Origin of the sequence: Exiguobacterium sp. s152 (genome assembly GCF_018618335.1) — a bacterium.
Lineage (GTDB): Bacteria > Bacillota > Bacilli > Exiguobacteriales > Exiguobacteriaceae > Exiguobacterium > Exiguobacterium chiriqhucha.
On the sequence record NZ_JACSLX010000006.1, the window covers coordinates 94257 to 119318 of the forward strand.

The window sequence follows — 25062 nt, forward strand, 5'->3', positions numbered from 1 at the left end:
ATACGGCAAATCGCTCAAACGCACACCTCTAGACTGGAATTGAGAACAAATGTTCGATATAATAAAGGTAACAAAAGGAGGGAGATCAGATGAGGCAAGAAGTCATGCGTTGGATGCGGAACGGACAAGTCGTAGAAATGGTGTATATCGATCGGAACGGGGTCATTTCAAAGCGACGCGTCAAACTGATGAAGCTGCAAGGCGATCGACTTGTCGCGTGGGATATACGCAAGAAGGCCCGTCGGACATTTTGTATGGAACGTGTCCTCGCCTGTCTCCCGACGATCGAACGAGATTCAGGACGAGAGGAGGGAATTGGATGACACCACTTCCGAAATGTTCGGCGCCGGCCGAACGGGCGCTCAAGGCCGCCTATATCGATACGCTCGAACAGTTGGCCACGTATACGAAGCAAGAGATTGCGGCCTTACATGGGGTCGGGCCAAGTGTGCTGCGGATCTTGGAAACCGCGCTTCATGAGCAAGGACTTCGGTTCACCGACAACGAAATACATTCCTAGTCCCGTCCTGGACTAGGAATTTTTTGGTTGGGCGATTGCATTGCACGTAAAAAGGGAAGTAATATATTTGTCATCTCCATTACAGCCTAATATCTAGTACCATGACGATAAGGTTTGCGAACCTAGCGACACCCATGAGAAAGGAAGTACACAGCATGAGGACGAAACGTTTATCCGCCATTCTAGAAAATGAGATGGATGACATCGAACGCGATCCATGGGTGACCGGAATTGAGACAGATTCCAGAAAGGTCAGTCCAGGGAATTTATTTATCTGTATCCGCGGTTATACGGTGGACGGACATGAATTCGCTGAGGATGCCGTCTCCAAAGGAGCGGTTGCTGTCATCTCGGAATACCCGCTTGATCTTGAGGTGCCGAACCTTGTCGTCGCGGACACGAAGCGGACAGCCGGTGTGGTGGCCAGTGCCTTTTATGACCACCCCTCACATCGGATGCGTATTTACGGTGTCACCGGTACGAATGGCAAAACGACGACCGCGACATTGACATATGATCTATTTCGTCTGTCCGGACGACCGGTCGGGATTGTCAGTACGATTGGAGCACGTTATAAAGATCAAACATTAAAAACACCAAATACGACGCCGGAAGCCGTCGTCTTACATCGTATTTTGGCCGAGATGGCGGATGCCGGCGTGACCGACTGTGTCGTCGAAGTCTCCTCGCATGCAATGATGGAAGGACGTGTCGAAGGCGTCCGATTTCACGCGGCGGCGTTCACGAACTTGACGCATGACCACTTGGATTACCATCGCTCAATGGACGAGTACGCCCGGGCCAAAGCCCGATTATTCGAACAAGTCGAAACGACAGACGGGGACGCCATTATTTTGAACGCCGAAGACCCGGCCAGTAAAACGATGGCCGCCTTTGCCCCGACCCGTCGACGTATCATGTATAGCACGCATGCGGACGTACCGGCCGATATCCAAGTCATTTGGCATGACCAAACGGTAGTCGTCAAAATGAACGCACTGACGATTGAGGCGCCGGTCCGCTTCATGGGCGCATTCAATGCCGCCAACTTGGCCGCAGCCATCGGTCTCGTCTCGACGTCGGAACTGATGTTGCGTGCAATCATCGCCAACGTGCCGGGACTCACGCTTCCGAAAGGTCGGCTCGAACGACTCGATACGGAAGACGCCGAGATTTATCTCGATTATGCCCATACGCCTGATGGTCTCGAGAAGTGTCTATCGACGCTTCAGCAAGGGGAACGTGAACTCGTTGTCGTCTTGAGTGCGGCCGGAGACCGAGATCCGACGAAGCGGGCAGAGATGGGTCGAATCGCGAGCCGCTATTCAGACGATTTAATCGTGACAGTACATGACGTGCGGACGGAAGACCCGAGGCACATCATCGATGGATTGCTCGAAGGTGTTGATTCGAACACGCATTACGTGACGTTCGAGGAACGGCGAGATGCCTTGCGCCATGCAGCGCAACAAGCGCTCGTCGGGAAACGGATCGTCGTCGTCGGAAAAGGTCATGACCATGTCGAACGAGTCGGACAAGAGTCGATTCCGTTCAACGAATCGGACATTTTGCTCGATGAATTAAAAAAATTAAAAGGCCAAGAACCGGCCGTTTAACGAAACGATGACAGCTGTCATCGTTTTTTAATGTGTCATTTTAGGAAAAGAAGGTAATTACTCTTACTGTAACGCTATCGAAGGAGGGAACTACACATGTCAGTTTTGTACAAAGAGTTCACAAATGATGAAGAAGTCGTGACCGCCATTCAATCGATGAAAGCGAAAGGGATTGAGGACAAGCACATTTATGTCATCACCCATGACGATGACCGGACCGACCGTGTGGCCGATAATGCCGACGCGAATACGGTGACGGCATCAGACGTCGGCCTGGGGACGGCCGCGAAAAATGTGTTCCGTAAAAAAGGGGACGAGCTTCGAGCCCAATTCGAACAGCTCGGCTTCTCATCGACCGAAGCGGATCAACTCGAGAAAAAATTAGACCAAGGCAAGGTGATCGTCGTCGTCAAAGACGCACCAGCCGGATTCACGTTATAATTCCACCACCATGGAGAATACAGAGACAGGGCTGAATCGATGGATTCAGCCCTGTTTGTTAGTCATGGATCCGAACGACGGTCCGACCGCTCAGTTCGCCGCGCATCATCGCCTCAGCGTGGCGAGGGATGTCATGCAACGGAATCTCATGAATCATATGGTTGAGCACGTTAGAATCAAGCAGCTCATCCAGTCGTTCCCACGCCTTCAGACGACGTACGATGGGTTGCATGACCGAGTCGATGCCGATTAATTTGACTCCGCGCAAAATAAACGGATAAACAGTTGTTGGAAGGTCGGAACCGCCGACAAGTCCGCAAGCTGCAACGGCACCTTCATAACGCGTTTGACTCAAAATATTCGCAAGAGTGGCCCCGCCAATCGAATCGATTGCCGCGTCAAACCGCTGTCGAGCTAACGGACGAACCGCTCCCTCAAGCTCGTGTCGATCGATGACGGTGTCAACGCCAAGTGCTTGCAAATAAGGGGAGTCTGTCTTTCCTGTGGATGCGATGACGTGATAGCCAAGTTTATGAAGTAAGATAATTGAAAAACTGCCTACGCCTCCAGTTGCACCTGTTACTAGCACTTCTTCCCCTGGTCGAACGCCAGCGGACTCAAGCGCATCGATTGAAAGCATGGCTGTCAATCCAGGTGTCCCGATTGTGATGGCATCACGCATGTCCATACCTTTAGGCAGTTTTACAAGCCAGTTTCCGGGAACTTGTGCAAATTGACTGAATCCGCCGAAATGTCGTTCGCCGATCCCGAAACCGGTGGCGATGACTTCATCGCCGGCTTTGAAGTCGAGATGATCGGACTCGACGACCTTGCCGACAAATTCACATCCAGGGATGAACGGGTATTGATTAATGATTTTTCCGGGTTCGGTAAGACCGAGGGCGTCCTTATAATTGAGTGCGGAATAATGGACCTCGACGAGGACGTTACCGTCTTCTTCTTTTGGAAGCGCATCGAGTTTGACGTCCATCACCTTGGCGTGAAGATGGTCATCCGTCTTGTCGAGGACGAGTGCTTGAAATGATTCGTTCATGGTCAATTGGCCCCTTTCGCTGATCCGTATTCTATTCCTTTGTTATGATTCCCTACCTGCCAAAATATATACACGAATGTTTCGTTCTAACAGGGAGTGGAATGGTACAATGAAAGAGATTCAACTAGAGTGAGGAGGAATGAAGCATGCGGCACGACGACTATGAGTTTGATGAAGAAGTAGAAGAAGGCGAATTGTTCAACGTATACGACATTCTGCCACCGGATGGTACCATTCTTGAGATGGCAACGGCCGAAGAGATGGTACGTGCGGCGGAACTCGAGGCGACACATAATGCGCTCGAGCGAATCCAAGACTCAAACTTTCAGTTGTCAGGGGTAACCTTTAAAGAGTTGCTGGCAGAGTTCGAACGATACGAGCAAGAATCGATGGAATTCTGGACAGGTGTTTATAGCCGATTGCGCATTCCATGGGCATGGACGATTCGAATCGATGTGGCCAACGGTCCGATTCACGTCGTCAATGACCGCGACATCTTTATCGATGAAGCGGACTTCGAAGAGTACGATTTCGAGGAATATGCTGATGATGATTACGAAGAAGAAGACAATCAATGAATCCAAAAACGTCTTTCCCTCATTCAGGGAAAGACGTTTTTTTGCTGTCGAGGAGAGCAACACGGATGCGCGTTACTTCTGTCGCTCCGAACCAAAGTCCGACGCTACATAAGATGGCGACACCGCTCACCATCGCTCCGACAATCGCCGTGTCCCCAATCATCGTGAACGACAATCCGAGACTGAACAAGCCGAAAAATAATAATCCTCCTGCAATCGTCTTCATGACTTAGCCACCCTTTCTCATTTCATCTGTCTCTAGTGTAGGCGGTTGAACCTAAAAAGGGTGGCTGAATTTTATACCAGGTGAAAAATCAGTCTAGGTCATACACCGAATACGTCTTGCCATTCTCGAACGGCTCGTCTAGCAAGTGTTTCGCCAAGATGCGGGCGACCGTTTCAGGGGTGCGCAATCGTCCTTCCGTCACATAGGAGCGGAACTGTTCAACGTCACGGAACGCGTCTTCTGACGAGGCCCGAATGCTTTCCTGCATCGCGGTGTCCATGACGCCTGGATTGAACAAGGCGACCTTGTCGTCCGTATCGGTCAATTCAAGGGCGACCGTCTCGGTGAAATGATCGAGCCCGGCTTTCGTTGCACAATAGGCACTCCAGCCCGAGATGGGGCGCTTGGCGGCCCCAGAGGTCACATGGATGAGCGAGACGGGCAGGTCGTATGCGAGCACCGCGTTTGTCAAGAGCATCGGGGCGAGCAGGTTGGCTTGGACGTGGGCGATGAGCTGCGCAGCGTCCAATTGACCGGCCCGATGAATCGGTTCAATCAACGCCGCATTTTGGACGACGAGCAAAGACGTTGCCGTCTCGATGAGCGGCTTCATCTGTCCAATTGCGGCCAGTGTGCTTGTCGGATCAGCTAAGTCGACCTTGACGTGACGGAACGAGGCATCGGTCGCCTGCGTCCGTGAAAAATTGACGACCTCGTAATCCCGCTTCAATAATTCCTCAGCGATGGCACGGCCGAGACCGCGCGACGCACCGGTCACGATGGCTAGTTTCATGACAGTTCCTCCTATTCGTGAATCGTCTTTCGATACCCGTAAAACGGGCGGAAATTCAATTTCTCGTAGTACGTGTGGGATGAAGCGCTCGCGAGCATCTCGAGGCGCGTTTAGGGGTAGAGCGCATGCACGTGTGACAGCAGTCGCTCGCCAATCCCGAGGCGACGGTGCGAGGCCGCGATGAGCAGTTCGCACACGTACAGGCTCACGGTCGTGTCGGTCAATCCACGCAAGTAGGCGATCACCTGTCCTTCTGACTCGACGACATAGGCGACGTTCGATTGCCGCCACGCCTGTTTCGTCAACTCGTGTTGTCGGACGAGTTGACTCCAACCTTCCGTTTCATTCAACGCTTGAATCTGTTCGAAGTCACGTTCTTCGTATGGGCGGATGTTCAAGAAGACACACCTGCTTTCTGTTCGATGACTTTCATGAGGTCGAACGCCCCGTCTGACTCGTTCGAACAGACGACCGAGACGATGTCTGTGGCCGGATAGTAAGCAGAATGAAAACTGACGCCGGGGTCATAGCCCATGACATGATATTTGAAGACGTGTCGATTCGCGTCCAATTGAATCCACAGACCGTAGCCATAATGTACGCCTTTGTCGTTTACCTTCACATGAGGAGTCAGCAGTCGTGATGTCATCTCCTCCCCAAGCAGGCGATGACCGAGCAGGGCGTTCCAAAGTTTGGCCATATCTTGTGCCGTCACGAACGCGCCGCCGTCCGCGCCGCCTTTGACGGGAATCGAATAGTGGTTCGTCCGCCAAGAGCCGTCCGCGTGGTCGATATACCCGAGCGCCGTGTGCGCTGGTAAGGCATCGAGGGAGAAGTACCCCGAATCGGTCATGTCGGCCGGCTTGAACACGAATCGTTCGATATAGTCCGAGAATATCAACCCGCTCGCTTGTTCGACGATGAGGCCGAGCACGATATAACCGGCATTATTGTATTGGGACACGCCTCGTTCTTGTCGCATCGGCTCGTGTTGGAACATCGGGAGAAAGTCACGTAGCTGCCGGATGTGATACATCGGTCGTTGCCGCCACAATTCCTCAAAATCGACCATGACAGACTCGTCGAAATAATCTGGGATGCCGGACGTGTGAGTGAGCAACTGTTCGACTGTCACGGCCGGGTCAAATAGGGGGAAGTCGATGTCCAAACTCTCGCGGAGTGTCGACGTAAACCCCAATTTTCCTTGTTCGACGAGCTGGCAGATGGCAATCGCTGTGAATAGCTTACAGCCCGAAGCGATGCCGAAGCGGGTCGACGTTTGATTTTTGATTTGTTCGGCCCGATTCGCGTAGCCTTGCTGAAGTTCGAACAAGATGTCGTCTTGTCGCATGACGAGCGCCGACCCAGAAAAAGTAGATGAGACTTTATAGCGTGACCAGTCAGGACTCATGGTTGACCTCCACCTTCTAATTTTTAAGTTTACATTTATCAACAAATAAACTTTATGTTTAAACGTTAACCTAAATAATGGAAAAGGTACAGGCGGCATTTCGCTAATGTGATACGATAGAATAGTACGTTTAGACGGGGAGCGGGAAAACATGGAACAATTTTGGTTAGGTTTATTAGTTGGATTGATTTTGGTACTTGTTGCGCAGAAGACACTTCAATCACGTAAAGAGGTGGACGGAGCCTTTGCACATTTCGGTAACCACGTTAAAGATGTCATCTATATATTTGAAGTCAAACCGACGTTTCGTTTTCGTTACATAAGTCCTTCCCTTGATTTGTATCTAGGTGAGGGCGTTGTAGCGGAAAACTACGAAAATCCAGATGATTGTTTTCGTCGTATTCACCCAGATGATTATCAACTTCTCATGAATAAAGTCTCAGGAAAGATGAGTTACGATGAGGCTATCTCGCAACGTTGGCGCACTAATGACGGTCGTTACTTACGTTTTGAAGAATACACGACCCCAATCTATAAAAATGGTGAGATTGTAGCTGTACAAGGAATCATTCGGAATGTAGAAGCGGCTGTAATGAAACGTGAGGAGTTAGAATATGTGAGCCGTCATGATGAACTCACTGGGGTTTTGAACCGACGTGCCTTTAACGAAACAATTGATCGTCTCTCTTTTAAAAAAGTAGGATTGATAGTCATCGATTTAAATGATTTGAAGAAAATTAATGACCATCAAGGTCATTCGGCTGGTGATCAGTTACTTCAGAAAACGGGACTCCTCTTGCAAGGGTTAAGCGAAAACGTTTATCGGATTGGAGGGGACGAATTTGTTGTATTAACTGATCAACTACAACAAGATGAATTGTTAGATTTGACGGTCTCCATTAGGAGCATGTTTGAATCGAATTACATTTCAGCCGCTGTCGGTGCAGCTTGGGAGGAGCAGTTAAACGATTTCAAGAAATTATATGATCAAGCGGACCAAAACATGTATAAACAGAAGAATAGAAGTAAGACAAACAGACGCGTTCCTTGCTAAAAGATATCAGCAAGGAACGCGTCTGTTTGTCTAAATACATTATTCACCAATCGCTTCTTCACGTTCGGTGTCTGTCGTACCGAGATTCGTCAAGTAAGCCTCATATTTCGGAAGCCAGTAGCGATACGACGCCCAAACGAGGACGCCCGTCACAGCGAACAAAGCGACAGTCGCCGGCCAGAACCAGCTCGAGACGATCCCGTCTGCGTAGGCGAGACCGATCGGCGAGAAGACGAAGTAGACGAAAATCATCGACGCGACAAGGATGATGGAAGTCGAAATTGCATGACGCCATGGCTTGACGCGGCCAAGATCGATGCGAATCGGATTGATGTGTTGCATCGGTCGAACTTTTGCGAACACGAGCATGATGGTCGTTTCGAGGACGAACAAGATCCCGTAAATGTGAATGAAGTTGATGCCAAGGTCGAAGCCGAACCACTGCTCCGTTCCCCAGACGAGGAAGTAATACGTGACGACGTGGAAGCCGATGACGAGTTTCGCGGCAATCGGCGGTACGCGCTTCACGAGCATCCCGATTAAGACGATGACGAGAATCGGGATGTTGAAGAAACCGGTGAAGCGGCGAATCAAGTCCCACAGTCCGTCCGGTGCGTACATCAAGTTCGGAGCGACGAAGAACGAGACGAGCGCGACGAACGTCCCGAACCATTTGCTGACACGAATCAAATCTTTGTCAGACGCGTCCGGTTTGAACTTCGGCTTATAAATATCGAGCACGAATAAGGTGGCGATACTATTGAGCAACGAGTTGAACGAGCTGAATACGGCACCGAGCAAGACGGCGAGGAAGAAGCCCATGAGCCACATCGGCAACAAGTCGGCAATCAAGCTCGGATAAGCGAGGTCGGCCTTATCGACGTTCGTGCCATACAAATGGAACGCGATAATCCCTGGAAGCAGCATGAAAATCGGGACGAGCAACTTCAAATAGCCGGTGAAAAGCACCCCTTTTTGACCCTCGGCCAAGTTCTTCGCCCCGAGTGCCCGTTGGATGACGTATTGATTGAGTGCCCAATAAAACAAGTTCGCAAAAATCATCCCCGTGAAGATGGACAAGAACGGAACGGAATCGTTCTCTGAACCGATCGCGTTCAGTTTCTCTGGATTCTCGGTTGCAATCGTCTTCATCCCATCGACGAGGTTGCCGTCACCGAGCGCGATGAAGCCGAGCGTCGGGACGAGGAAACCGATGATGATTAATCCGATCCCGTTCAACGTGTCGGAGACGGCGACGGCGCGGAGACCACCGAAAATGGCGTAAACGGCTCCGATAATCCCGATGAACCAAATGACGAGCCAGAGCGACTGCTCGAAGCTGATTCCGAGTAATTCCGGTACGTCAAACAGTTGCAGGACGGCCAATCCGCCGGAATAGAGCATCGATGGGATCGTGACGCACATATATCCGAACAAGAACAACAGGACCGTCAAGCGGCGGACGTCCTCGTCATACCGTTGGCTCAAAAATTCAGGGATTGTCGAAATACCGATTCCGAGAAAACGCGGCAGTAAAAAGAGCGCCATGATGATGGCGGCGATTCCGGCTGTGACTTCCCACGCCATGGCCGACATGTTGCCGGCGAACGATTGCCCGTTTAAGCCGATTAACTGCTCGGCTGACAGGTTCGTCAATAAGAGTGATCCGGCGATAAAGATGCCGGTGAGCCCCCGTCCGGCCAAGAAATAGTCGTCGGCACTCTCGACTTTCCCTTTCGTCATGCGATAAGACACGTAAGCGACGAGTCCCATGAATAAGGCCCCTGTGATTAATATGTAAACAACTTGTTGAATGGTCAACGACATTCCCTCCCTCAACTTCTTCTTATTTATAAGTACTTTTTCATAACTACCCTTCACGAAGTAGGATTATTTCCCGTTTTCTCTTTTGTAAAAGAACTGTAACAAACCTCACAACAAAAAAAGACACCTGAGAGGTCAGGTGTCAAAAAAAGCGAAGCAACGAAGTCGCGACCGTGAAATAAATGATTAAGCCAAGATTGTCGACGACCGTCGTGATGAACGGACCCGACGCGACGGCCGGATCGAGTTTCAATCGATTGATCAAGAGCGGCACGAGCGTCCCGACGATGGTCGCCACGCTGAGCGACGCAAAAATCGACAGACCGACGATTATGCCGATTAAGGCACTGTCATAGAGGACGGTGATGACGCCGAAGATGACGACCATACAGGCGAACCCGAGCAATAGCCCCGTCCCGAACTCACGACGAATCATTTTCAACACGTTCTTTCGATTAATCGTCCCGAGCGCGATTGAGCGGACGGCGACGACGAGCGATTGGGTGGCGGCATTACCGGCCGAACCCATGACGAGCGGCATGAAGACGGCGAGCAAGACGATCGTTTCGAGCGTGTCCTCGAAACCGCCGATCGTCGACGCAGTAATCATCCCGAGAAACATGAGGCTGATAATCCATGGCGCCCGCTTCATCGCCGCCTCGACCGGTCCCATGTTGATGTCGGACGAACCTTTCGTCGCTGACAGCTCTTCGAAATCCTCGGTCGTCTCGCGTTCGATGACGTCCATGACATCGTCGACCGTGATGATCCCGAGCAGATGGTCCTCGCTGTCGATGACAGGCAGGGCCAATAAGTCATACTTCTGAACGGTCCGGGCCAAGTCTTCCTGGTCGGCGAGGACGTGGGCCGACACGACGCGCCGGCCCATGATGTCCGCGATTTGCACGTCGAGCGGGGAGACGATCAAGTCGCGTAGCGAGACGACGCCGACGAGCCGGCGATCGGTGTCGATGACGTACAGGTAATAGATTGTCTCGGCTTCCGGTCCAAGTTCGCGCAAGTCTTCGAGCGTCGCACCGACGGTCTTGTCCGCCTTCAACACGATAAACTCGGTCGTCATGATGGCACCGGCCGTATCGTCCGGATAGCGCATCAAGTCTTTGACCTCGGTCGCCTCGGTCTCGTCCATCAACTCGAACAGTTCGTTCATGAAGTCGTCAGGGAGCTCGGTCATCAAGTCGGCGGCGTTATCCGAGAACATGTCGTTCAACACACGCACGGCGAACGGACGGGGCATCTCTTGGATGAACTGTTCCTGCTCATCCAGTTCGAGTTTTTCAAACAGGTCAGTAAACTCTTCCGGGGACAGCGCCTCATAGACGAACTCACGGCCCGGACGTTCAAGTTCGATGAACAGGTCGGCCTGTTCACCGGGGTGGAGGGTGAGGAACACGTCGCGGAAATCGACCGGGTCCCCTTTTTGAATAAGCGCTGTCACTTGGGCTTCATGACGGGCGCGTTCTGTACGTTCGATTGCCATCGACTCACTTCCTTTTCACATCATTTGTCTATATTATGGCACGACTGGCGAAAGGCTCAAACAAAATCAAAAAAACGCTATGAATTTTTTTCACAATCTATACAGCGTGTATACGTCACTTTCCTTCGATTCGAGGGACCACACCGTTTCTCGAGTGATTGTTCATTCAAATCATGTCATGCTCTATGCACTATTCTGTGGAATCCACCACAGTCCGAACGTCGGACTTGCCCATCGTGGAAATGGGTAAGTTGATAATGTAAGGGTAGCAACACACCCGAATCACAAGGAGGAAGCGAGATGATATCGATGACGGATCAACAAACCGCACGGGACACGACGCTGAAACATCCGATCCACGTGTATTCAGAAATTGGTGAACTCAGGACCGTCCTGTTAAAACGTCCAGGACGCGAACTCGAAAATTTGACCCCGGAATATTTGGAACGACTCCTGTTTGACGACATTCCCCATCTTCCAGTCATTCAAAAAGAACACGATTACTTTGCGAGCGTGCTCCAAAACCGAGGCGTCGAAGTGCTCTACCTCGAAAATTTAATGGCTGAGACGTTGTCGTTGCCGGGTGTCCGTGAACGTTTCATCGCCGATATCTTGTCAGAGTCCAAATCAAATATCAACGGTTCGTACGAGACGCTGAAAGAATATTTGCTCGCCTACGACAATGAAAAGTTGATTGAAACCGTCATGGCCGGGATTCGGAAATCCGAGATTAAGCCCGAAAAACGGCGCCACTTACACGAGATGATTGAGGATACGTATCCGTTCTATCTCGATCCGATGCCGAACTTATACTTCACCCGTGACCCGGCGGCAGCAATCGGCAACGGGCTATCCATCAACCGGATGAAAGAGCCGGCTCGTCGTCGTGAATCGTTGTTCACGCAATATATTATGCGTTATCACCCGCGATTCGCGAAACACGACATCCCGATTTGGTCGGACCGCGACTATCGTTTCGCGATGGAGGGTGGGGACGAACTCGTGTTGTCGAAGGAAGTCGTCGCCATCGGGATTTCCGAACGGACGACGGCCCAAGGGATTGAACGGGTCGCCCTCAACTTGTTGAAAAACGGCGGTACATTCAAGAAAGTCATCGCCATCGAGATTCCGAAATCGCGCGCGTTCATGCATCTCGACACGGTCTTCACGATGGTCGACCATGACAAGTTCACGATTCATCCGTTCATCCAAGGTCCAGGAGGCAAGATGAATATCTTTGAACTGACGTTGAACGCCGAAGGCGAACTTCACATCACGCAGCAAACGGATCTGTTGAACGTGTTGAAAGCCGCACTCGGTCTCGATGAGATCGTCTTAATCCCATGTGGGGGCGGGGACCCGATTGCCGCTGCCCGCGAGCAATGGAACGATGGGTCGAACACGCTCGCCATCGCCCCAGGCGTCGTCGTCACCTACGACCGCAACTACGTCTCGAACGAGTTGCTCCGTTCCGAGGGCGTCGAAGTCATCGAAATCATGTCGAGTGAACTGTCGCGTGGTCGTGGGGGTCCACGCTGTATGAGCTGTCCGATTATCCGCGAAGACATTTAACGAGGAGGAAACGAGCATGTCCACAACGTACAACTTTGATTTGAAAGGCCGTCATTTTCTATCATTGAACGATTTTTCAGGAGACGAGTTGAACTATTTGATCGATTTATCGGCCGCCTTCAAGCGTCAAAAGCAACAAGGCGTCCCGCATCGCATCTGTGAAGGGAAGAACGTCGCGCTGTTGTTTGAAAAACCATCGACACGGACGCGCTGTGCGTTCACCGTGGCGGCCATCGATCTCGGCATGCATCCGGAATACCTCGGGAAATCGGATATCCAGTTCGGCAAAAAAGAATCGGTGCGCGACACGGCCATCGTGCTCGGACGGATGTTCGACGGCATCCAGTTCCGTGGGTTCGCCCATGAGACGGTCGAAGGTTTGGCCAAAGATGCCAGGGTCCCAGTATGGAACGGATTGACGGACTTATATCATCCGACTCAAATCTTGGCCGATTTCTTGACCGTCAAAGAACAGAAAGGCGAGTTGTCTGGCATTCGCTTCGTCTATGTCGGCGATGGACGCAACAATATGGGCAACACGCTCTTGATTGGTGGGGCCAAAGTCGGGATGGACATGCGCATCTGCGCGCCGAAATCGCTCTGGCCGTCAGATGAAGTCGTCGATTTTGCCCGCTCGGTCGCTGCCGAGACGGGAGCGAAAATTATGTTGACCGAGAGTATTGATGAAGCGGTCGCCGACGCCGACGTGATTTACACCGATGTGTGGGTGTCGATGGGCGAAGAGGCGGAATTCGCCGAGCGGATCAAGTTGCTCCATCCTTACCAAGTGAACATGGATATGCTCACGAAGACGAATAATTCAGACGTCATGTTCCTTCACTGTCTGCCAGCCTTCCACGACTTGGAGACAGAGGTTGGCCGAGCCATCCATGCCGAATACGGTCTGACCGAGATGGAAGTCACGGACGAGGTGTTCCGGAGTCGTCATTCCTTCGTCTTTGATCAGGCGGAGAATCGGATGCACACGATTAAAGCTGTGATGGCGGCGACGCTCACCGACACGAACGAATGGCTTGAACGCTGACGGACGGGAGGGGTTTCCCCTCCGGTTCGTACTAAACGAAAGGGATGAGTTCAATGTCTACGAAAATAGCGCATGACTCAAGTGGAACGGCAGGCGTACAACCGGAGAAAAAGGATCGACGATTAGGGCTCGGGGCGTTGACGGCACTCGTCGTCGGTTCGATGATCGGCGGGGGAGCCTTCAACTTGGCGGCCGATTTGGCCCAAGGTGCGAACGCGGGGGCGATTTTGATTGGGTGGGTCATCACCGGAATCGGGATTATCGCACTCGGTCTCAGTTTTCAAAATTTGACGATGCGTCGTCCAGACCTCGACGGCGGGGTGTACAGTTACGCCCGGGCCGGCTTCGGTCAGTTCATGGGGTTCAACTCGGCGTGGGGCTACTGGCTCTCCGCATGGCTTGGTAACGTCGCCTATGCGACGCTCCTGTTCAGCTCGGTCGGTTATTTCTTCCCAATCTTCGAAGGCGGTCAAAACATCGCCTCCATCATCGGCGCCTCGATTATGCTGTGGCTCGTTCATTCGCTCATTTTACGAGGCATTCATGAAGCATCCATGATCAACATCATCACGACGATTGCGAAACTCGTACCGATTTTTGCTTTTATCACCATCACCTTATTCTTCTTCAATCTCGATAATTTCACGTTCGATTTCTGGGGGCAGGGTGGTTTCTCATGGGGTAGTGTGAGAGACCAGGTCGTCTCGACGATGCTCGTCACACTATGGGTGTTCATCGGTGTCGAAGGGGCGGTCGTCTTATCCGGACGGGCCCGCAAGCGCTCGGACGTCGGAAAAGCGACAGTCATCGGGTTGCTCGGGACACTCGTCATCTATCTGCTCATCTCGGTCATGTCGCTCGGTCTCATGAATCCAGAGAACGTGGCGAACGCTTCACAACCGGCGATGGCGTACTTGCTCGAGTCGGCGGTCGGACCGTGGGGCGCGATGCTCATCAACGGCGGTCTCGTCATCTCTGTCCTCGGGGCGTGGCTCGGTTGGACGTTACTTGCCGCCGAGATTCCATTCGTGGCCGGGAAAGACGGCGTGTTCCCGAAATGGTTCACGAAAGAGAATAAAAACAGCGCGCCGGCCAACGCGCTCTGGCTCACGAACGGATTGATTCAATTGTTCCTCTTCACGTTCCTGTTCTCGGATGCGGCGTATAATTTCGCCTTCTCGCTCGCTTCGAGCGCCATTTTGATTCCGTACGTCTTCTCGGCCTTCTATCAAGTCAAAGTCGCGAAGAACGGCATCGGCTACAACGCCGGTGAACGCCGGACCCGCGATCTCATCATCGGAGCCGTCGCCTCGATTTACGGGATTTGGCTCATCTATGCGGCTGGAATCGACTATCTGCTCTTGACGACCTTACTGTACGCACCAGGTACGTTGCTCTATATCAAGGCACAGCGTGAGAACGGCATCAAGACGTTGACGAAGACGGAATGGATTGTGGCCGGTGTCTTGACCGCGCTCGCCATCTTGGCCGTCGTGCGTATCGTCTCGGGAAATATCTCAGTCTTTTGATCGGGGGAAACCAATATGCGGAATAAACGAGTAGTCATCGCACTAGGTGGAAATGCGATTCAACAAGGAAAAGATGCGACGGCCGAGGCTCAAATTCGAGCCGTCGAGGCGACGGCGGAATCACTGGCCGCGCTTGTCGCCGAAGGGATTGAGGTCATCATCACCCATGGCAACGGGCCGCAAGTCGGAAATTTGATGTTGCAACAGGCCGCATCAGACAGTCCGGCGACACCGGCCTTGCCACTCGATGTTTGTGGGGCGATGACACAAGGGATGATTGGCTATTGGTTCGAGAATGCCCTCACGAAAGCTCTGAGATCGCGCGGTTTGGAACGTTCGGTCGCGCCAATCGTCACGCGGTCGGTCGTCGACCCGAACGATAGTGCCTTCAGTCACCCGACGAAGCCGATTGGTCCCTTCTATGACGAGGCGGAAGCGCAGCAGATGGAACGGACGACCGGTTATGTGTTCAAAGAAGACGCCGGTCGCGGTTATCGCCGCGTCGTCCCGAGTCCGTTTCCAGTGGCGATTCTCGAGCACGCGGTCATCCGTGACCTTGTCGCCCATGAGCACATCGTCGTCGCCTCTGGCGGTGGCGGAATTCCCGTCATCGATACAGCAGATGGTTATGTCGGTGTCGAGGCGGTCATCGATAAAGATTTTGCCGCTGCGAAACTCGCCAATCTCGTCGACGCCGACATGCTCCTCATTTTGACGGCCGTCGAGCACGTATTCGTCGATTTCGGGACCCCGTTGGCTCGGGCGCTCGAAGAGACGACGAAAGAACAGCTCGAGACGTATATCGCCGAGGGCCAGTTCGCACCGGGCAGTATGTTGCCGAAAGTTCGGGCGGCCCTTCAGTTCGCCGAGTCAGGCCACGACCGGGTCGCCGTCATCACGTCGCTCGAACAAGCCCTTGCGGCGGTCCGAGGCGAAATCGGGACGCGCGTCCGACTCGCCGCGACGCTCCAACAATAAGCTTAACGCCACAGACATCAACGTCTGTGGCTTTTTTCTGAATTGGCAACACATCGTTTTTTATCCGTCGACATGGGGAAGGGATGTTGTATGTCGATTTAGACATTGCTATCATTTTGAGTGTAAACGTTTGCACAATTTAGAAAGGGAGTGACGAAGAGCGGAAACGCTCGAGCTTATGCGTCTATTTGAAGAGGAGAACGTCTATACGCAACAAATGAAACCGCAGGCAGATGATCGAGCAATCGTCCAAGGGAGCTGCTATCGCTTCACGGTACTGACGAGCCAACTGATTCGGATGGAATACGCGGAAGATGGGGTGTTCGAGGACCGGCCGACCCAAGTCGTCTTTAACCGGGCGTTCGCAGTCCCGGAGTTTCGCGTGATTGAAGATGAGGCGGAACTGCAAATCATTACGGAACACGTCCACCTCTATTACACGAAAGGACCGTTCGCACCGAACACGCTCTACATCGATGTGAAAGGGAACTTCAGCACATACTATAGCCGTTACACGTTCAACGGACCAGAACGGACGTTGAAAGGAACGGCCCGGACGCTCGACCATGTCGACGGGGCTACCGAGCTCGAGGAAGGCATCGCCTCGAAGCAAGGCTACGCCGTCATCGATGATTCGAACTCATTTGTCATGACGGAAGACCGTTTCGTCGAACCGCGACGCCAAGGCATTCATGACTTGTATTACTTCGGCTATGGACATGAATATAAGCGGGCGCTGCGTGATTTCTATCAACTGACGGGGCCAACGCCGCTGTTGCCGCGAAAAGCACTCGGCAACTGGTGGAGCCGCTATTGGCGTTATGATGAGACGGAATATAAAGAGCTCATGCGCCGTTTCAAGACAGAAGACATCCCGTTCTCGGTCAGTGTCATCGACATGGATTGGCATGTCACCGATATCCCTGAGGAATATGGGAGCGGATGGACGGGCTATTCGTGGAATAAGAACCTCTTTCCGGACCCGAAAGGCTTCTTGACGTGGCTGAAGGACGAAGCGTTGCTCGTCACGTTAAACTTGCATCCAGCCGACGGCGTACGGGCGTTCGAAGATCAATACGCGGCGATGGCGGAAGCGATGGGACTCGATCCATCTCACGGCGACCGCATCCCGTTCGACTTCTCCGATAAACGTTTCATTCAAGCTTATTTCGAGCAGATGCATCATCCGCATGAAGTCGATGGCGTCGATTTTTGGTGGATTGACTGGCAACAAGGCTCGACCTCTAAAATGGAGGGGCTCGATCCGCTCTGGATGTTGAATCACTATCACGCGGCCGACATCGCCCGGGATGGCAATCGTCCGCTCATCTTCTCCCGTTATGCGGGGCCGGGCAGTCATCGCTATCCAATCGGATTCTCGGGGGACACATTGATTTCGTGGGCGTCACTGGCGTTCCAACCGTACTTTACAGCGACGGCGACTAATATCGGTTATGGCTGGTGGAGCCATGACATCGGCGGCCATTATCGCGGGTCGAAAGACGACGAGCTTGCCGCGCGCTGGGTCGCGTTCGGAGTGTTTAGCCCGATTATGCGGCTGCATTCAACGTTCAGCACGTTCAATGGTAAGGAACCGTGGCGCTTCGGTCTCGAGGCGGAGCGGTCGATGAAGACGTTCCTGCGTCTGCGTCATCAATTGATTCCATATATCTATACGATGAACTGGCGCAACCATGCCGGTGCTTTGCCGCTCGTTTTACCGATGTATTATGAGCATCCGGATGAAGACGCGGCATATGAGGTGCCGAATGAGTATTACTTCGGAAGTGAACTCATCGTGTCCCCGATTGTCGAACCAATGAACCGACAGCTACACGTGGCGGCGACGAACGTCTGGCTACCGAAAGGCGACTGGTTCGACTTTTTCACGGGTCATCGCTACAGCGGGGACAAATCGGTTCGCGTGTTCCGCGGGCTCGAGGAGCAGGCGGTGTTCGCTAAAGCGGGTGCCATCATCCCGATGGCACCGCATCATTCGGGTCGAAACGACACCGACAATCCGGCCGATTTGGAAGTGCTCATCTTCCCGGGCGCCTCGAACACGTTCACGCTCTACGAAGACAATGGGACGGACCGCGACTATGAGACAGGAGCCTACGCCGAGACGACGTTCACGCTCGATTGGGAGGAACGAAGCCTTCATATCCAGGTGACGGGGGATCGGTCGGTGTTGCCGGATGAACGGAACGTCACACTGCTCCTTCGAGGAGTGACGGGATCCGGCGAATATAAACGGGAGACACAGACGCTACGCCTTGAGCTCGGTCCAATCACGGACGAGCTGACCGTCGAGCTCCCGGTCGACGTGACGGCGAACGACCATCGTCTTGATCGGCTGTATCGTTTCTTGGACCGTGCCGAGATCTCATACGATTTGAAAGATCGGTTGTACCGCTCAGCCGCCGCGAAGACACGGCTTGAGGCATGGCTGTTCGATTTACACGCGCTCGAACTCGATCGCGACCTGCAAGACGCAATCATGGAATTGATGCTCGACTGAATAATTTGTTGTGACGGAAAAGGGCAATCATGCCCTTCTTTTTTTTGTCAGAAAATCGTCGGATTTTGTAAGCGTTTTCACAAAAGGGGTGTTTTATACTAAAAAAGAGAGGCAAGACGGATTGGAGGATGCGACATGAAACCAAAATGGACGGTAGACGAGTTGAGACAGCTTGATGTGTTCGCTAAATCTGCCACACGAGAGCTCGAGGCGCTGTTGCCGCATGTGTATTGCCGCGTGTATCGGAAAGGTCAGCTCTTGTTCATGGAAGGCGATCCCCGGGAACGGGTCTATTTCTTGATTAGTGGGTATGTGAAGCTCGAGCGTTGCAACGAGACGGCGACCCACCAATATGCGGACTATTTGAAGCCGAAGCAACTGTTCCCGTATCGCGGTTTGATGACGGAACCGTATTATCAACATTCAGCCGAGGCGTTGACCGATATCGAGGTCATCTACATGCCGACCGATCGTTTCGAACAGCTCGTCTCGCGGAACGCCTCGATGTTGCTCCATATCGTCGGACAGATGAATCGGATTCTCGACTTGCACGAGCGCCGTGTCCAAGACATCATCACGCCAAGTGCGACCGACCGGGTGCTCAATACGATTCATTACTTGATTGAAGACCTAGGGGAGCCGGAAGCGATGGGCGTCCGTGTCCGTTGCCCCTTCACGACGGTGGAGATTTCGCGGTTGTCGGGCACGTCACGAGAGACCGTGTCGCACATCTTATCGCGCTTGCGAAAAGAAGACGTGCTCCAATTCGATGCGCGTCAATTGATCATCGGGCATCCTGAATATTTCGAACAATCGCTTTGATGGCGCCGCGTATGGAACGTGGCGTTTTTTGCATGTCTAGCTAAGCGAAGCGTTCGCCTTGAAAGGGTGCATCAGGTATAATTAGTGAGAATCCTCACAAAGAAAAGTTTCCTTACTGATAGAAAGGATGAACGCAGTGAAACGACTGCAAGCTCTCGCTTTAGCAGAAAAACGTCATATCGTCGGACTCGTCATCGCGGCAGTGATGATTGGATTATCGATTTTGGCTCAAGCTTATTTAATTGTCGACATTGTCGATCAAGTCTTTTTAAAAAATGCATCGTTTGAAAGCATCGTTCCGACGCTCGGCTGGCTCATCCTCGCACTCGTCACACGAGCTGGTTTCGGCTATATGTCGGGGAGGATTGGGGCGAGTCTATCGGAGAAAGCGAAACGAACACTCCGCTTGCAACTGCTCGACCGTTATACGTCGAATCCGATTGAGACGTCACTATCCGGTCAATCCGGTAAAAAGGTGAGCGTGTTCATGGACGCGGTCGACGAGGTCGATGCCTACTTCAGTCAATATTGGCCGCAAGTCATTCAAACGTCGATTATTCCGCTACTCATTCTCGTCGTCGTCTTCAGTCAACATTGGATCTCGGGCGTCATCATGATGGTGACGGCACCGTTCATTCCAATCTTTTTTATCATCATCGGGATTGCGACGCAGAAGAAGTCGGAACAGCAGATGGAGAAAATGAATCAGTTCTCTGGCAAGTTTTTGGACGTCTTGCAAGGATTGACGACGTTGAAACTATACGGTCGGACCGAGCGCGAGGCGCAAGCGATTGAAAAGAGTAGTCTCGATTTCCGCGACGCAACGATGGTCGTCTTGAAGACGGCGTTCCTGTCGGGTCTCATGCTCGAGTTCATTTCGATGCTCAGCACGGGCGTCGTGGCACTCGAAGTGGCGCTCCAAATGGTCGTCTGGGAGAACTTGACGTTCTTCTCTGGCTTTTTGATTCTCGTATTGGCCCCGGAATACTATTTGGCGATTAAAGACCTCGGAGGTGCGTTCCACACCGGACGCGGTAGCATGGGGGCGGCCGATCGTATTTTCGAGGCGCTCGACGCACCGGATGAACGTTTGACCTGGGGCGACCGTATGTTGACGAGCCGGACGCCCGACCTCGAGCTCGACGCCGTCTCGTTCGCCTATGAAGGTGGACGCTTCACGCTGGACCCATTGAGCGGTATGATTCCTACTGGCGCTCATGTGGCGCTCGTCGGGGCGAGTGGATCTGGCAAGACGACCGTTTTGAACGTGTTGTCCGGACTCGTCAAACCGGACAGTGGACGTGTCCTCGTCGACGGAGAACCACTCGAGACATACACCGATTCGTCATGGTATGACACAATCGGGTACATCTCACAAAATCCGTATTTGTTCGCCGGTACCGTCGCTGATAATATCGCCCTCGGGGAAACAGCCGACGAGATAAAAATCCTTGAAGCCGCGAATGCAGCCGGACTGAACGATGTCATCGCGCAATTGCCGAACGGCATTCATACCGAGCTCGGTGAAGGCGGTTATGGATTGTCCGGAGGCGAACGACAACGACTCGCCTTGGCCCGTGCCTTCTTGAAACGTCCCGGCATCATCTTGTTTGATGAACCGACGACAGGGCTCGATTTAGTGACGGAGCAAATCGTTCGGCGTTCGATTGAGGAGTTGTCGCGTGAGGCGACGCTCGTCACGGTCGCGCATCGGTTGCATACAATTAAGCAGGCAGATGCGATTTGGTTCATGGACGATGGAAAGCTACTCGCCCAAGGCACGCATGACGAACTGCTCAGCGTTCCGCAATACGCTGACTTGTTCACGCTACAGAAAGGGGTGAGAGGATGAATTCACTTTGGACGATCACGAAATGGATGATGCGAGAGAAGAAAGATATCGTCCTCTCGATCTTCTTTGGGTACGTGGCCGGCATCGCGGCCGTCGCCTTGTTCGCGGCGAGCGGTTATCTTGTCTCACGGGCCGGCCTCGTACCGCCGCTCTATGCGCTCATGGTACCTGTCGTCTTGATTAAATTGTTCGGTGTGATTCGGGCGAGTGCGCGTTATCAAGAGCGCCTTGCCTCGCACCGGGCGACGTTCACGATTTTGAGCGAGTTGCGGGTCCGGTTTTACCGCCAGCTTGAACCGCTTGTGCCGAGCATCTTTGCCAAGTATCGGAGTGGAGATTTGCTTGCTCGCGTCGTCGGTGACGTCGAGAGCTTGCAAATCTACTTTTTACGGGTATTCTATCCGCCGATTATCTTGGTGCTCGTCTTCTTGAGCACGATTTTCTTCGTCACGTACTTCTCGATGTGGGTCAGCCTCTGGATTTTGTTCGGTGTGTTCGTGACCGGTTTTTTGATTCCGGCGTTCTTCGCCCGAATCCGTGCCAAGCACGACCGCGAGCTTCGCGCTTTACGGGGTGACCTGTCGAGTGGGATGACAGAGATGATGTACGGATATCGCGATTTGTTGCTTCATCATCAACTTGGACGGACACGCGGCGAGCTGCTCGAACAGAGTGACCGTTACGCCGAAGCACAGAAACGGGATGTGACGAATCAGTTCTTCAACTCGTCACTCGTCGTGGCGGCATCCCTACTCGTCTCGTGGGGTGTTCTTGCTATCGGGGCGTATCTCGTTGTCGACGGCGAGTTAAACGGCCTATTTTTGGCCATGCTCATTATGATGTCGCTCACCGCGTTTGAGAACGCGACACCGATGGCGGTCTTCCCAGGCCACTTTGCCGACAGCAAGCAAGCGGCCGATCGACTGCTCGAAGTCGTCGAGCCGAGTGAAGCAATCGTCGCGGCCGAAGTCGCCCGGACGGACATGGTACTCGAATCCGCTCCGGACGTATCGTTTGAGCGCGTGACCTATCGCTATCCGGATACGTACCGCGACGTCCTGAGCGACGTGGATGTGACGTTACGAAGCGGGACGAAGACGGTCATCGTCGGGCCGAGCGGCTCAGGGAAATCGACGCTCCTGCAACTGTTGCTCGCTTTCGTCAGACCCGATTCCGGTGAAATCCGATTGAATGGGCAACGGTTGGACGATGTGACCCAAGCATCGGTCTGGCGTGAAGCCAGCGTCGTCCTTCAAGAGAACCACTTCTTTTTCGGGACGGTACGGGAGAACTTGGCGCTAGCCGGAGAGTTCACCGACGCTGAGATGGAAGCGGCGCTCGCGAGCGTCCGGCTCGGTTTCTCGCTTGATGAGCCTGTCCTTGAGAAAGGGGCGAACTTGTCGGGCGGGGAACGGCAACGGCTCGCCATTGCCCGGGCGCTCTTGAAGAACGGGGTGCTCTGGATTCTCGATGAAGCGACGTCGGCCCTCGATGCGCGGACCGAGGCGGACGTGTTCGCCGAAGTCTTCCGCCGTGCCGAGTCATCGACACTCGTCATGGTCAGCCATCGTCTGACCGGGCTCGAGCGCTTCGATCACATCATCGTCATGGAAGGTGGTCGCATCGTAGAGACAGGAACGTATGATGAACTGATGCAGTCCCGCGGTGTATTCTATGGATTGAAACAAATCGAGCAAGATATTTTCGCATGAAAAAACGAGCGGCTCCGTCGGAGAGCCGCTCGTTTTTTGGATGGCAAATTTGGGTGCAACAAATGGGGGTTGTCGCATTGCTTTCAAAAAGAGTGTCGTGGAGGGGAATCCACGTGACGTAATGGTTTGGGGAACGGTTACGTCAAGCTTTTGGGAGCTACATCTTGAGTATAGATGATAACGATTCTCATTGTCAATTAGAAAATGAGATAAAAAAACCGCAACCGGTCCGGGTTGCGGTCAATCGTCAGCTTGATGGCACGCCCTTGCGGAACGTGAAGCGAATCAAGCTGAACAAATAGCGGATATAGAAGAGCGCGAACGCATAAAATACAGCGATGGCTGATGCGCCGAGTTCAACACCTGGAATGTTCATCAAGAACTCGAGGATGAGAATCGACAGCAAGAAGATGTAGAGGCCGGCGTCGAGATAGAGCGGCATCAACTTGCCGCGCTGATGCCAGAACGTCCGCACGAGCGGTGCGACAATCATCCCGATGATACGTTCCGCAAACCCGATGCTGAGCACGGAAATCATGAACGCAGCGACCGTTTCGAAAGAGACGAGCTTCGAGAACGCAAACATCGAGATGAACAAGAGCGGGCCGATGAAAATCATCATCGAGAGTGACGTACGTAAAAAGATCAACAAGTTTCGTTTCATCGTGTCGACTCCCCCGAAGAGTGACTGGCGGAACGTCTTGCCACGTTGATAGTCGAGGATGAACGATCCCACAAACATCAAACCAAATAGTGATAACAATACTGTCATGAAATGTGTTTCCCCTTTTTCTGTCCAAATCTATGATCAACTGTAAGAATCATCGAATCAAAGTCTAGCCTAGTGTACCGATTCACTAGTTGAAAGTAAAGCGGGAAAACTGCGTAAAACCGCAATCTGTTGCGAACGTTGCGCCGATTACGATGCCAAGATGAAGCGATTTCGACCGGATTCCTTAGCGTGATATAACGCTTCGTCGGCATGCTTCAACACGCTGTCGACTTCGATGTCGTTCGAATGGCAGGCACCGAGCGAGACCGTGATATGTAACGTCCCGGCGCTCGTCTCGAATGGGAACGTCGAGACTTTTTCTCGTATAGATTCGGCCAGACGGCTCACTTCTTCTTTCTTGGCGTTCGGCATGATGATTAAAAACTCTTCTCCACCGAAGCGACCGACGAGATGTCGTTCTTCGCTCTCGGCAACGAGTAGCATGCCGAGTTCACGTAATACGTCGTCGCCGACGTCATGGCCGTACGTGTCATTCACGCGCTTGAAATGATCGATATCGACAAGGATCAACGCGTACTCTTTTGCCTCGACGTTCAGGTTGGCCATGGCTTCATTTAATAGACGCCGGTTGGCGATGCCGGTCAGTGCGTCCGTCCGGGCAAGTTGTTGCTGATGCTGGACGTTCTCAAAGTGACGGCGCAGTTCTTGAAGTAACCGGTAAGCTGCATAGGCACCGCCGTATGCCATCACGACGTAGGCAAAGATAACGGGATAGAACAATTGAAGCGGTAACGCGTAATAGATGGCGGCACCGAAAACAGCGACACTGATTGTCGTGAAAATGAGTAGCGTATTGCGAGTATTATCGAGTTTGAGTCGCAATAGACTAATAGGAAGGACGAGCCCGATCATCGTCAAGACGGCCAAATAAAAACCGATATATGCGCCATCGGTGACCATCAAAAATCGGGCGGTCAAAAAGATGATGGCTGCGACCGTTCCGCTGACCCATCCACCGAACAGGACGGCAAGTGAGATTGGTATGGAGCGCAAATCAATCAGGATACCTTCAAGCGGCAGTGCGTTCGCCAGTAAAATCAAGGCGACGCCCCCGGTTTGAACGCCGAGCAGGATTCTGCCTTTCAACGGCGATTTCGGTGTGAGTCGTGGACGGTTGCGGAAAGGGAGAAACGAAATCGTGAATAACGTGAACAGGATACACAGATTCAGAAAAAATGAGTTGATGATTGTGAGCATGAACGCATCCCCTAACGTGAAAT

General features: G+C 52.7%; 23 protein-coding genes. 14 read left to right on the forward strand and 9 right to left on the reverse strand.

Annotation, left to right across the window (positions count from 1 at the left end; genetic code table 11):
* Window positions 1-89: 89 nt before the first annotated feature.
* The 4 genes from KNP72_RS11660 to KNP72_RS11675 all read left to right on the forward strand — a co-directional run bounded on the left by KNP72_RS11660 (window position 90) and on the right by KNP72_RS11675 (window position 2577).
* Complete coding sequence (locus tag KNP72_RS11660) at window positions 90-323, forward strand: hypothetical protein (RefSeq protein WP_029594535.1); 234 nt, start codon at window positions 90-92, stop codon at window positions 321-323.
* Complete coding sequence (locus KNP72_RS11665) at window positions 320-520, forward strand: helix-hairpin-helix domain-containing protein (RefSeq protein ID WP_214719083.1); 201 nt, start codon at window positions 320-322, stop codon at window positions 518-520. Before KNP72_RS11660 ends, KNP72_RS11665 begins: the two co-directional genes overlap by 4 nt.
* Before the next feature lie 155 nt (window positions 521-675).
* Complete coding sequence (locus tag KNP72_RS11670; protein WP_214719085.1) at window positions 676-2136, forward strand: UDP-N-acetylmuramoyl-L-alanyl-D-glutamate--2,6-diaminopimelate ligase; 1461 nt, start codon at window positions 676-678, stop codon at window positions 2134-2136.
* A gap of 96 nt (window positions 2137-2232) precedes the next feature.
* Entirely contained in the window at window positions 2233-2577 is a 345-nt protein-coding gene (locus KNP72_RS11675; RefSeq protein ID WP_034779525.1) for a YflT domain-containing protein, read from the forward strand.
* Window positions 2578-2635: 58 nt separating this feature from the next.
* Here KNP72_RS11675 and KNP72_RS11680 read toward each other — a convergent pair whose 3' ends face one another.
* On the reverse strand, window positions 2636-3631 hold the full coding sequence (locus tag KNP72_RS11680) for an MDR family oxidoreductase (RefSeq protein ID WP_214833435.1): 996 nt from the start codon (window positions 3629-3631) through the stop codon (window positions 2636-2638).
* A gap of 146 nt (window positions 3632-3777) precedes the next feature.
* Here KNP72_RS11680 and KNP72_RS11685 point away from each other — a divergent pair, with 146 nt between their 5' ends.
* The gene (locus KNP72_RS11685) at window positions 3778-4209 is read left to right on the forward strand and encodes a hypothetical protein (RefSeq protein ID WP_034779522.1); all 432 of its coding nucleotides are present in this window, start codon (window positions 3778-3780) and stop codon (window positions 4207-4209) included.
* A 19-nt stretch (window positions 4210-4228) separates the two neighbouring features.
* On the opposite strand, the gene KNP72_RS11690 is transcribed toward KNP72_RS11685, so the two are convergent.
* The 4 genes from KNP72_RS11690 to KNP72_RS11705 form a co-directional block, all read right to left on the reverse strand.
* On the reverse strand, window positions 4229-4435 hold the full coding sequence (locus KNP72_RS11690) for a hypothetical protein (RefSeq protein WP_034779520.1): 207 nt from the start codon (window positions 4433-4435) through the stop codon (window positions 4229-4231).
* Between the two features lie 88 nt (window positions 4436-4523).
* Window positions 4524-5228, reverse strand: coding sequence for an SDR family NAD(P)-dependent oxidoreductase (locus KNP72_RS11695; protein WP_214711251.1), 705 nt, complete (start codon window positions 5226-5228; stop codon window positions 4524-4526).
* A gap of 110 nt (window positions 5229-5338) precedes the next feature.
* Entirely contained in the window at window positions 5339-5626 is a 288-nt protein-coding gene (locus KNP72_RS11700) for a GNAT family N-acetyltransferase (protein WP_353048455.1), read from the reverse strand.
* Complete coding sequence (locus KNP72_RS11705) at window positions 5623-6639, reverse strand: serine hydrolase domain-containing protein (protein ID WP_214833438.1); 1017 nt, start codon at window positions 6637-6639, stop codon at window positions 5623-5625. The genes KNP72_RS11700 and KNP72_RS11705 overlap by 4 nt, the downstream gene beginning before the upstream one ends.
* A gap of 151 nt (window positions 6640-6790) precedes the next feature.
* Here KNP72_RS11705 and KNP72_RS11710 point away from each other — a divergent pair, with 151 nt between their 5' ends.
* Window positions 6791-7693, forward strand: a complete 903-nt coding sequence (locus KNP72_RS11710) for a sensor domain-containing diguanylate cyclase (protein ID WP_214719089.1) — start codon at window positions 6791-6793, stop codon at window positions 7691-7693.
* A 39-nt stretch (window positions 7694-7732) separates the two neighbouring features.
* Here the strand turns inward: KNP72_RS11710 and KNP72_RS11715 are convergent, their stop codons facing one another.
* Together KNP72_RS11715 and mgtE are read right to left on the reverse strand one after the other, a co-directional pair.
* The gene (locus KNP72_RS11715; protein WP_214719093.1) at window positions 7733-9514 is read right to left on the reverse strand and encodes a solute:sodium symporter family transporter; all 1782 of its coding nucleotides are present in this window, start codon (window positions 9512-9514) and stop codon (window positions 7733-7735) included.
* Between the two features lie 145 nt (window positions 9515-9659).
* On the reverse strand, window positions 9660-11018 hold the full coding sequence (gene mgtE, locus KNP72_RS11720) for a magnesium transporter (protein ID WP_214833441.1): 1359 nt from the start codon (window positions 11016-11018) through the stop codon (window positions 9660-9662).
* A gap of 342 nt (window positions 11019-11360) precedes the next feature.
* Here mgtE and arcA point away from each other — a divergent pair, with 342 nt between their 5' ends.
* From arcA to cydC, 8 genes are all read left to right on the forward strand, one after another.
* Window positions 11361-12590, forward strand: a complete 1230-nt coding sequence (arcA, locus tag KNP72_RS11725; RefSeq protein WP_214833503.1) for an arginine deiminase — start codon at window positions 11361-11363, stop codon at window positions 12588-12590.
* A 16-nt stretch (window positions 12591-12606) separates the two neighbouring features.
* Complete coding sequence (gene argF, locus KNP72_RS11730; RefSeq protein WP_214719097.1) at window positions 12607-13635, forward strand: ornithine carbamoyltransferase; 1029 nt, start codon at window positions 12607-12609, stop codon at window positions 13633-13635.
* A 53-nt stretch (window positions 13636-13688) separates the two neighbouring features.
* Window positions 13689-15164: an arginine-ornithine antiporter gene (arcD, locus tag KNP72_RS11735; protein WP_214715650.1), complete on the forward strand. Its 1476-nt coding sequence runs from the start codon at window positions 13689-13691 to the stop codon at window positions 15162-15164.
* A gap of 15 nt (window positions 15165-15179) precedes the next feature.
* Window positions 15180-16142, forward strand: coding sequence for a carbamate kinase (arcC, locus tag KNP72_RS11740; protein ID WP_214833444.1), 963 nt, complete (start codon window positions 15180-15182; stop codon window positions 16140-16142).
* Window positions 16143-16320: 178 nt separating this feature from the next.
* The gene (locus tag KNP72_RS11745; RefSeq protein ID WP_214719101.1) at window positions 16321-18663 is read left to right on the forward strand and encodes a glycoside hydrolase family 31 protein; all 2343 of its coding nucleotides are present in this window, start codon (window positions 16321-16323) and stop codon (window positions 18661-18663) included.
* A gap of 135 nt (window positions 18664-18798) precedes the next feature.
* Entirely contained in the window at window positions 18799-19485 is a 687-nt protein-coding gene (locus tag KNP72_RS11750) for a Crp/Fnr family transcriptional regulator (RefSeq protein WP_214833446.1), read from the forward strand.
* A gap of 127 nt (window positions 19486-19612) precedes the next feature.
* Window positions 19613-21337 (forward strand): thiol reductant ABC exporter subunit CydD, encoded by a 1725-nt coding sequence (cydD, locus tag KNP72_RS11755; RefSeq protein ID WP_214833449.1) that lies wholly within the window; start codon window positions 19613-19615, stop codon window positions 21335-21337.
* Window positions 21334-23049 carry a thiol reductant ABC exporter subunit CydC gene (cydC, locus tag KNP72_RS11760; protein ID WP_214833452.1) on the forward strand — a complete coding sequence of 572 codons (1716 nt, stop codon included), beginning with the start codon at window positions 21334-21336 and terminating at the stop codon, window positions 23047-23049. Before cydD ends, cydC begins: the two co-directional genes overlap by 4 nt.
* A 247-nt stretch (window positions 23050-23296) precedes the next feature.
* On the opposite strand, the gene KNP72_RS11765 is transcribed toward cydC, so the two are convergent.
* On the reverse strand, window positions 23297-23821 hold the full coding sequence (locus KNP72_RS11765; protein ID WP_214833456.1) for a hypothetical protein: 525 nt from the start codon (window positions 23819-23821) through the stop codon (window positions 23297-23299).
* A 147-nt stretch (window positions 23822-23968) separates the two neighbouring features.
* The gene (locus KNP72_RS11770) at window positions 23969-25039 is read right to left on the reverse strand and encodes a diguanylate cyclase (RefSeq protein WP_214833459.1); all 1071 of its coding nucleotides are present in this window, start codon (window positions 25037-25039) and stop codon (window positions 23969-23971) included.
* Window positions 25040-25062 lie beyond the last annotated feature (23 nt).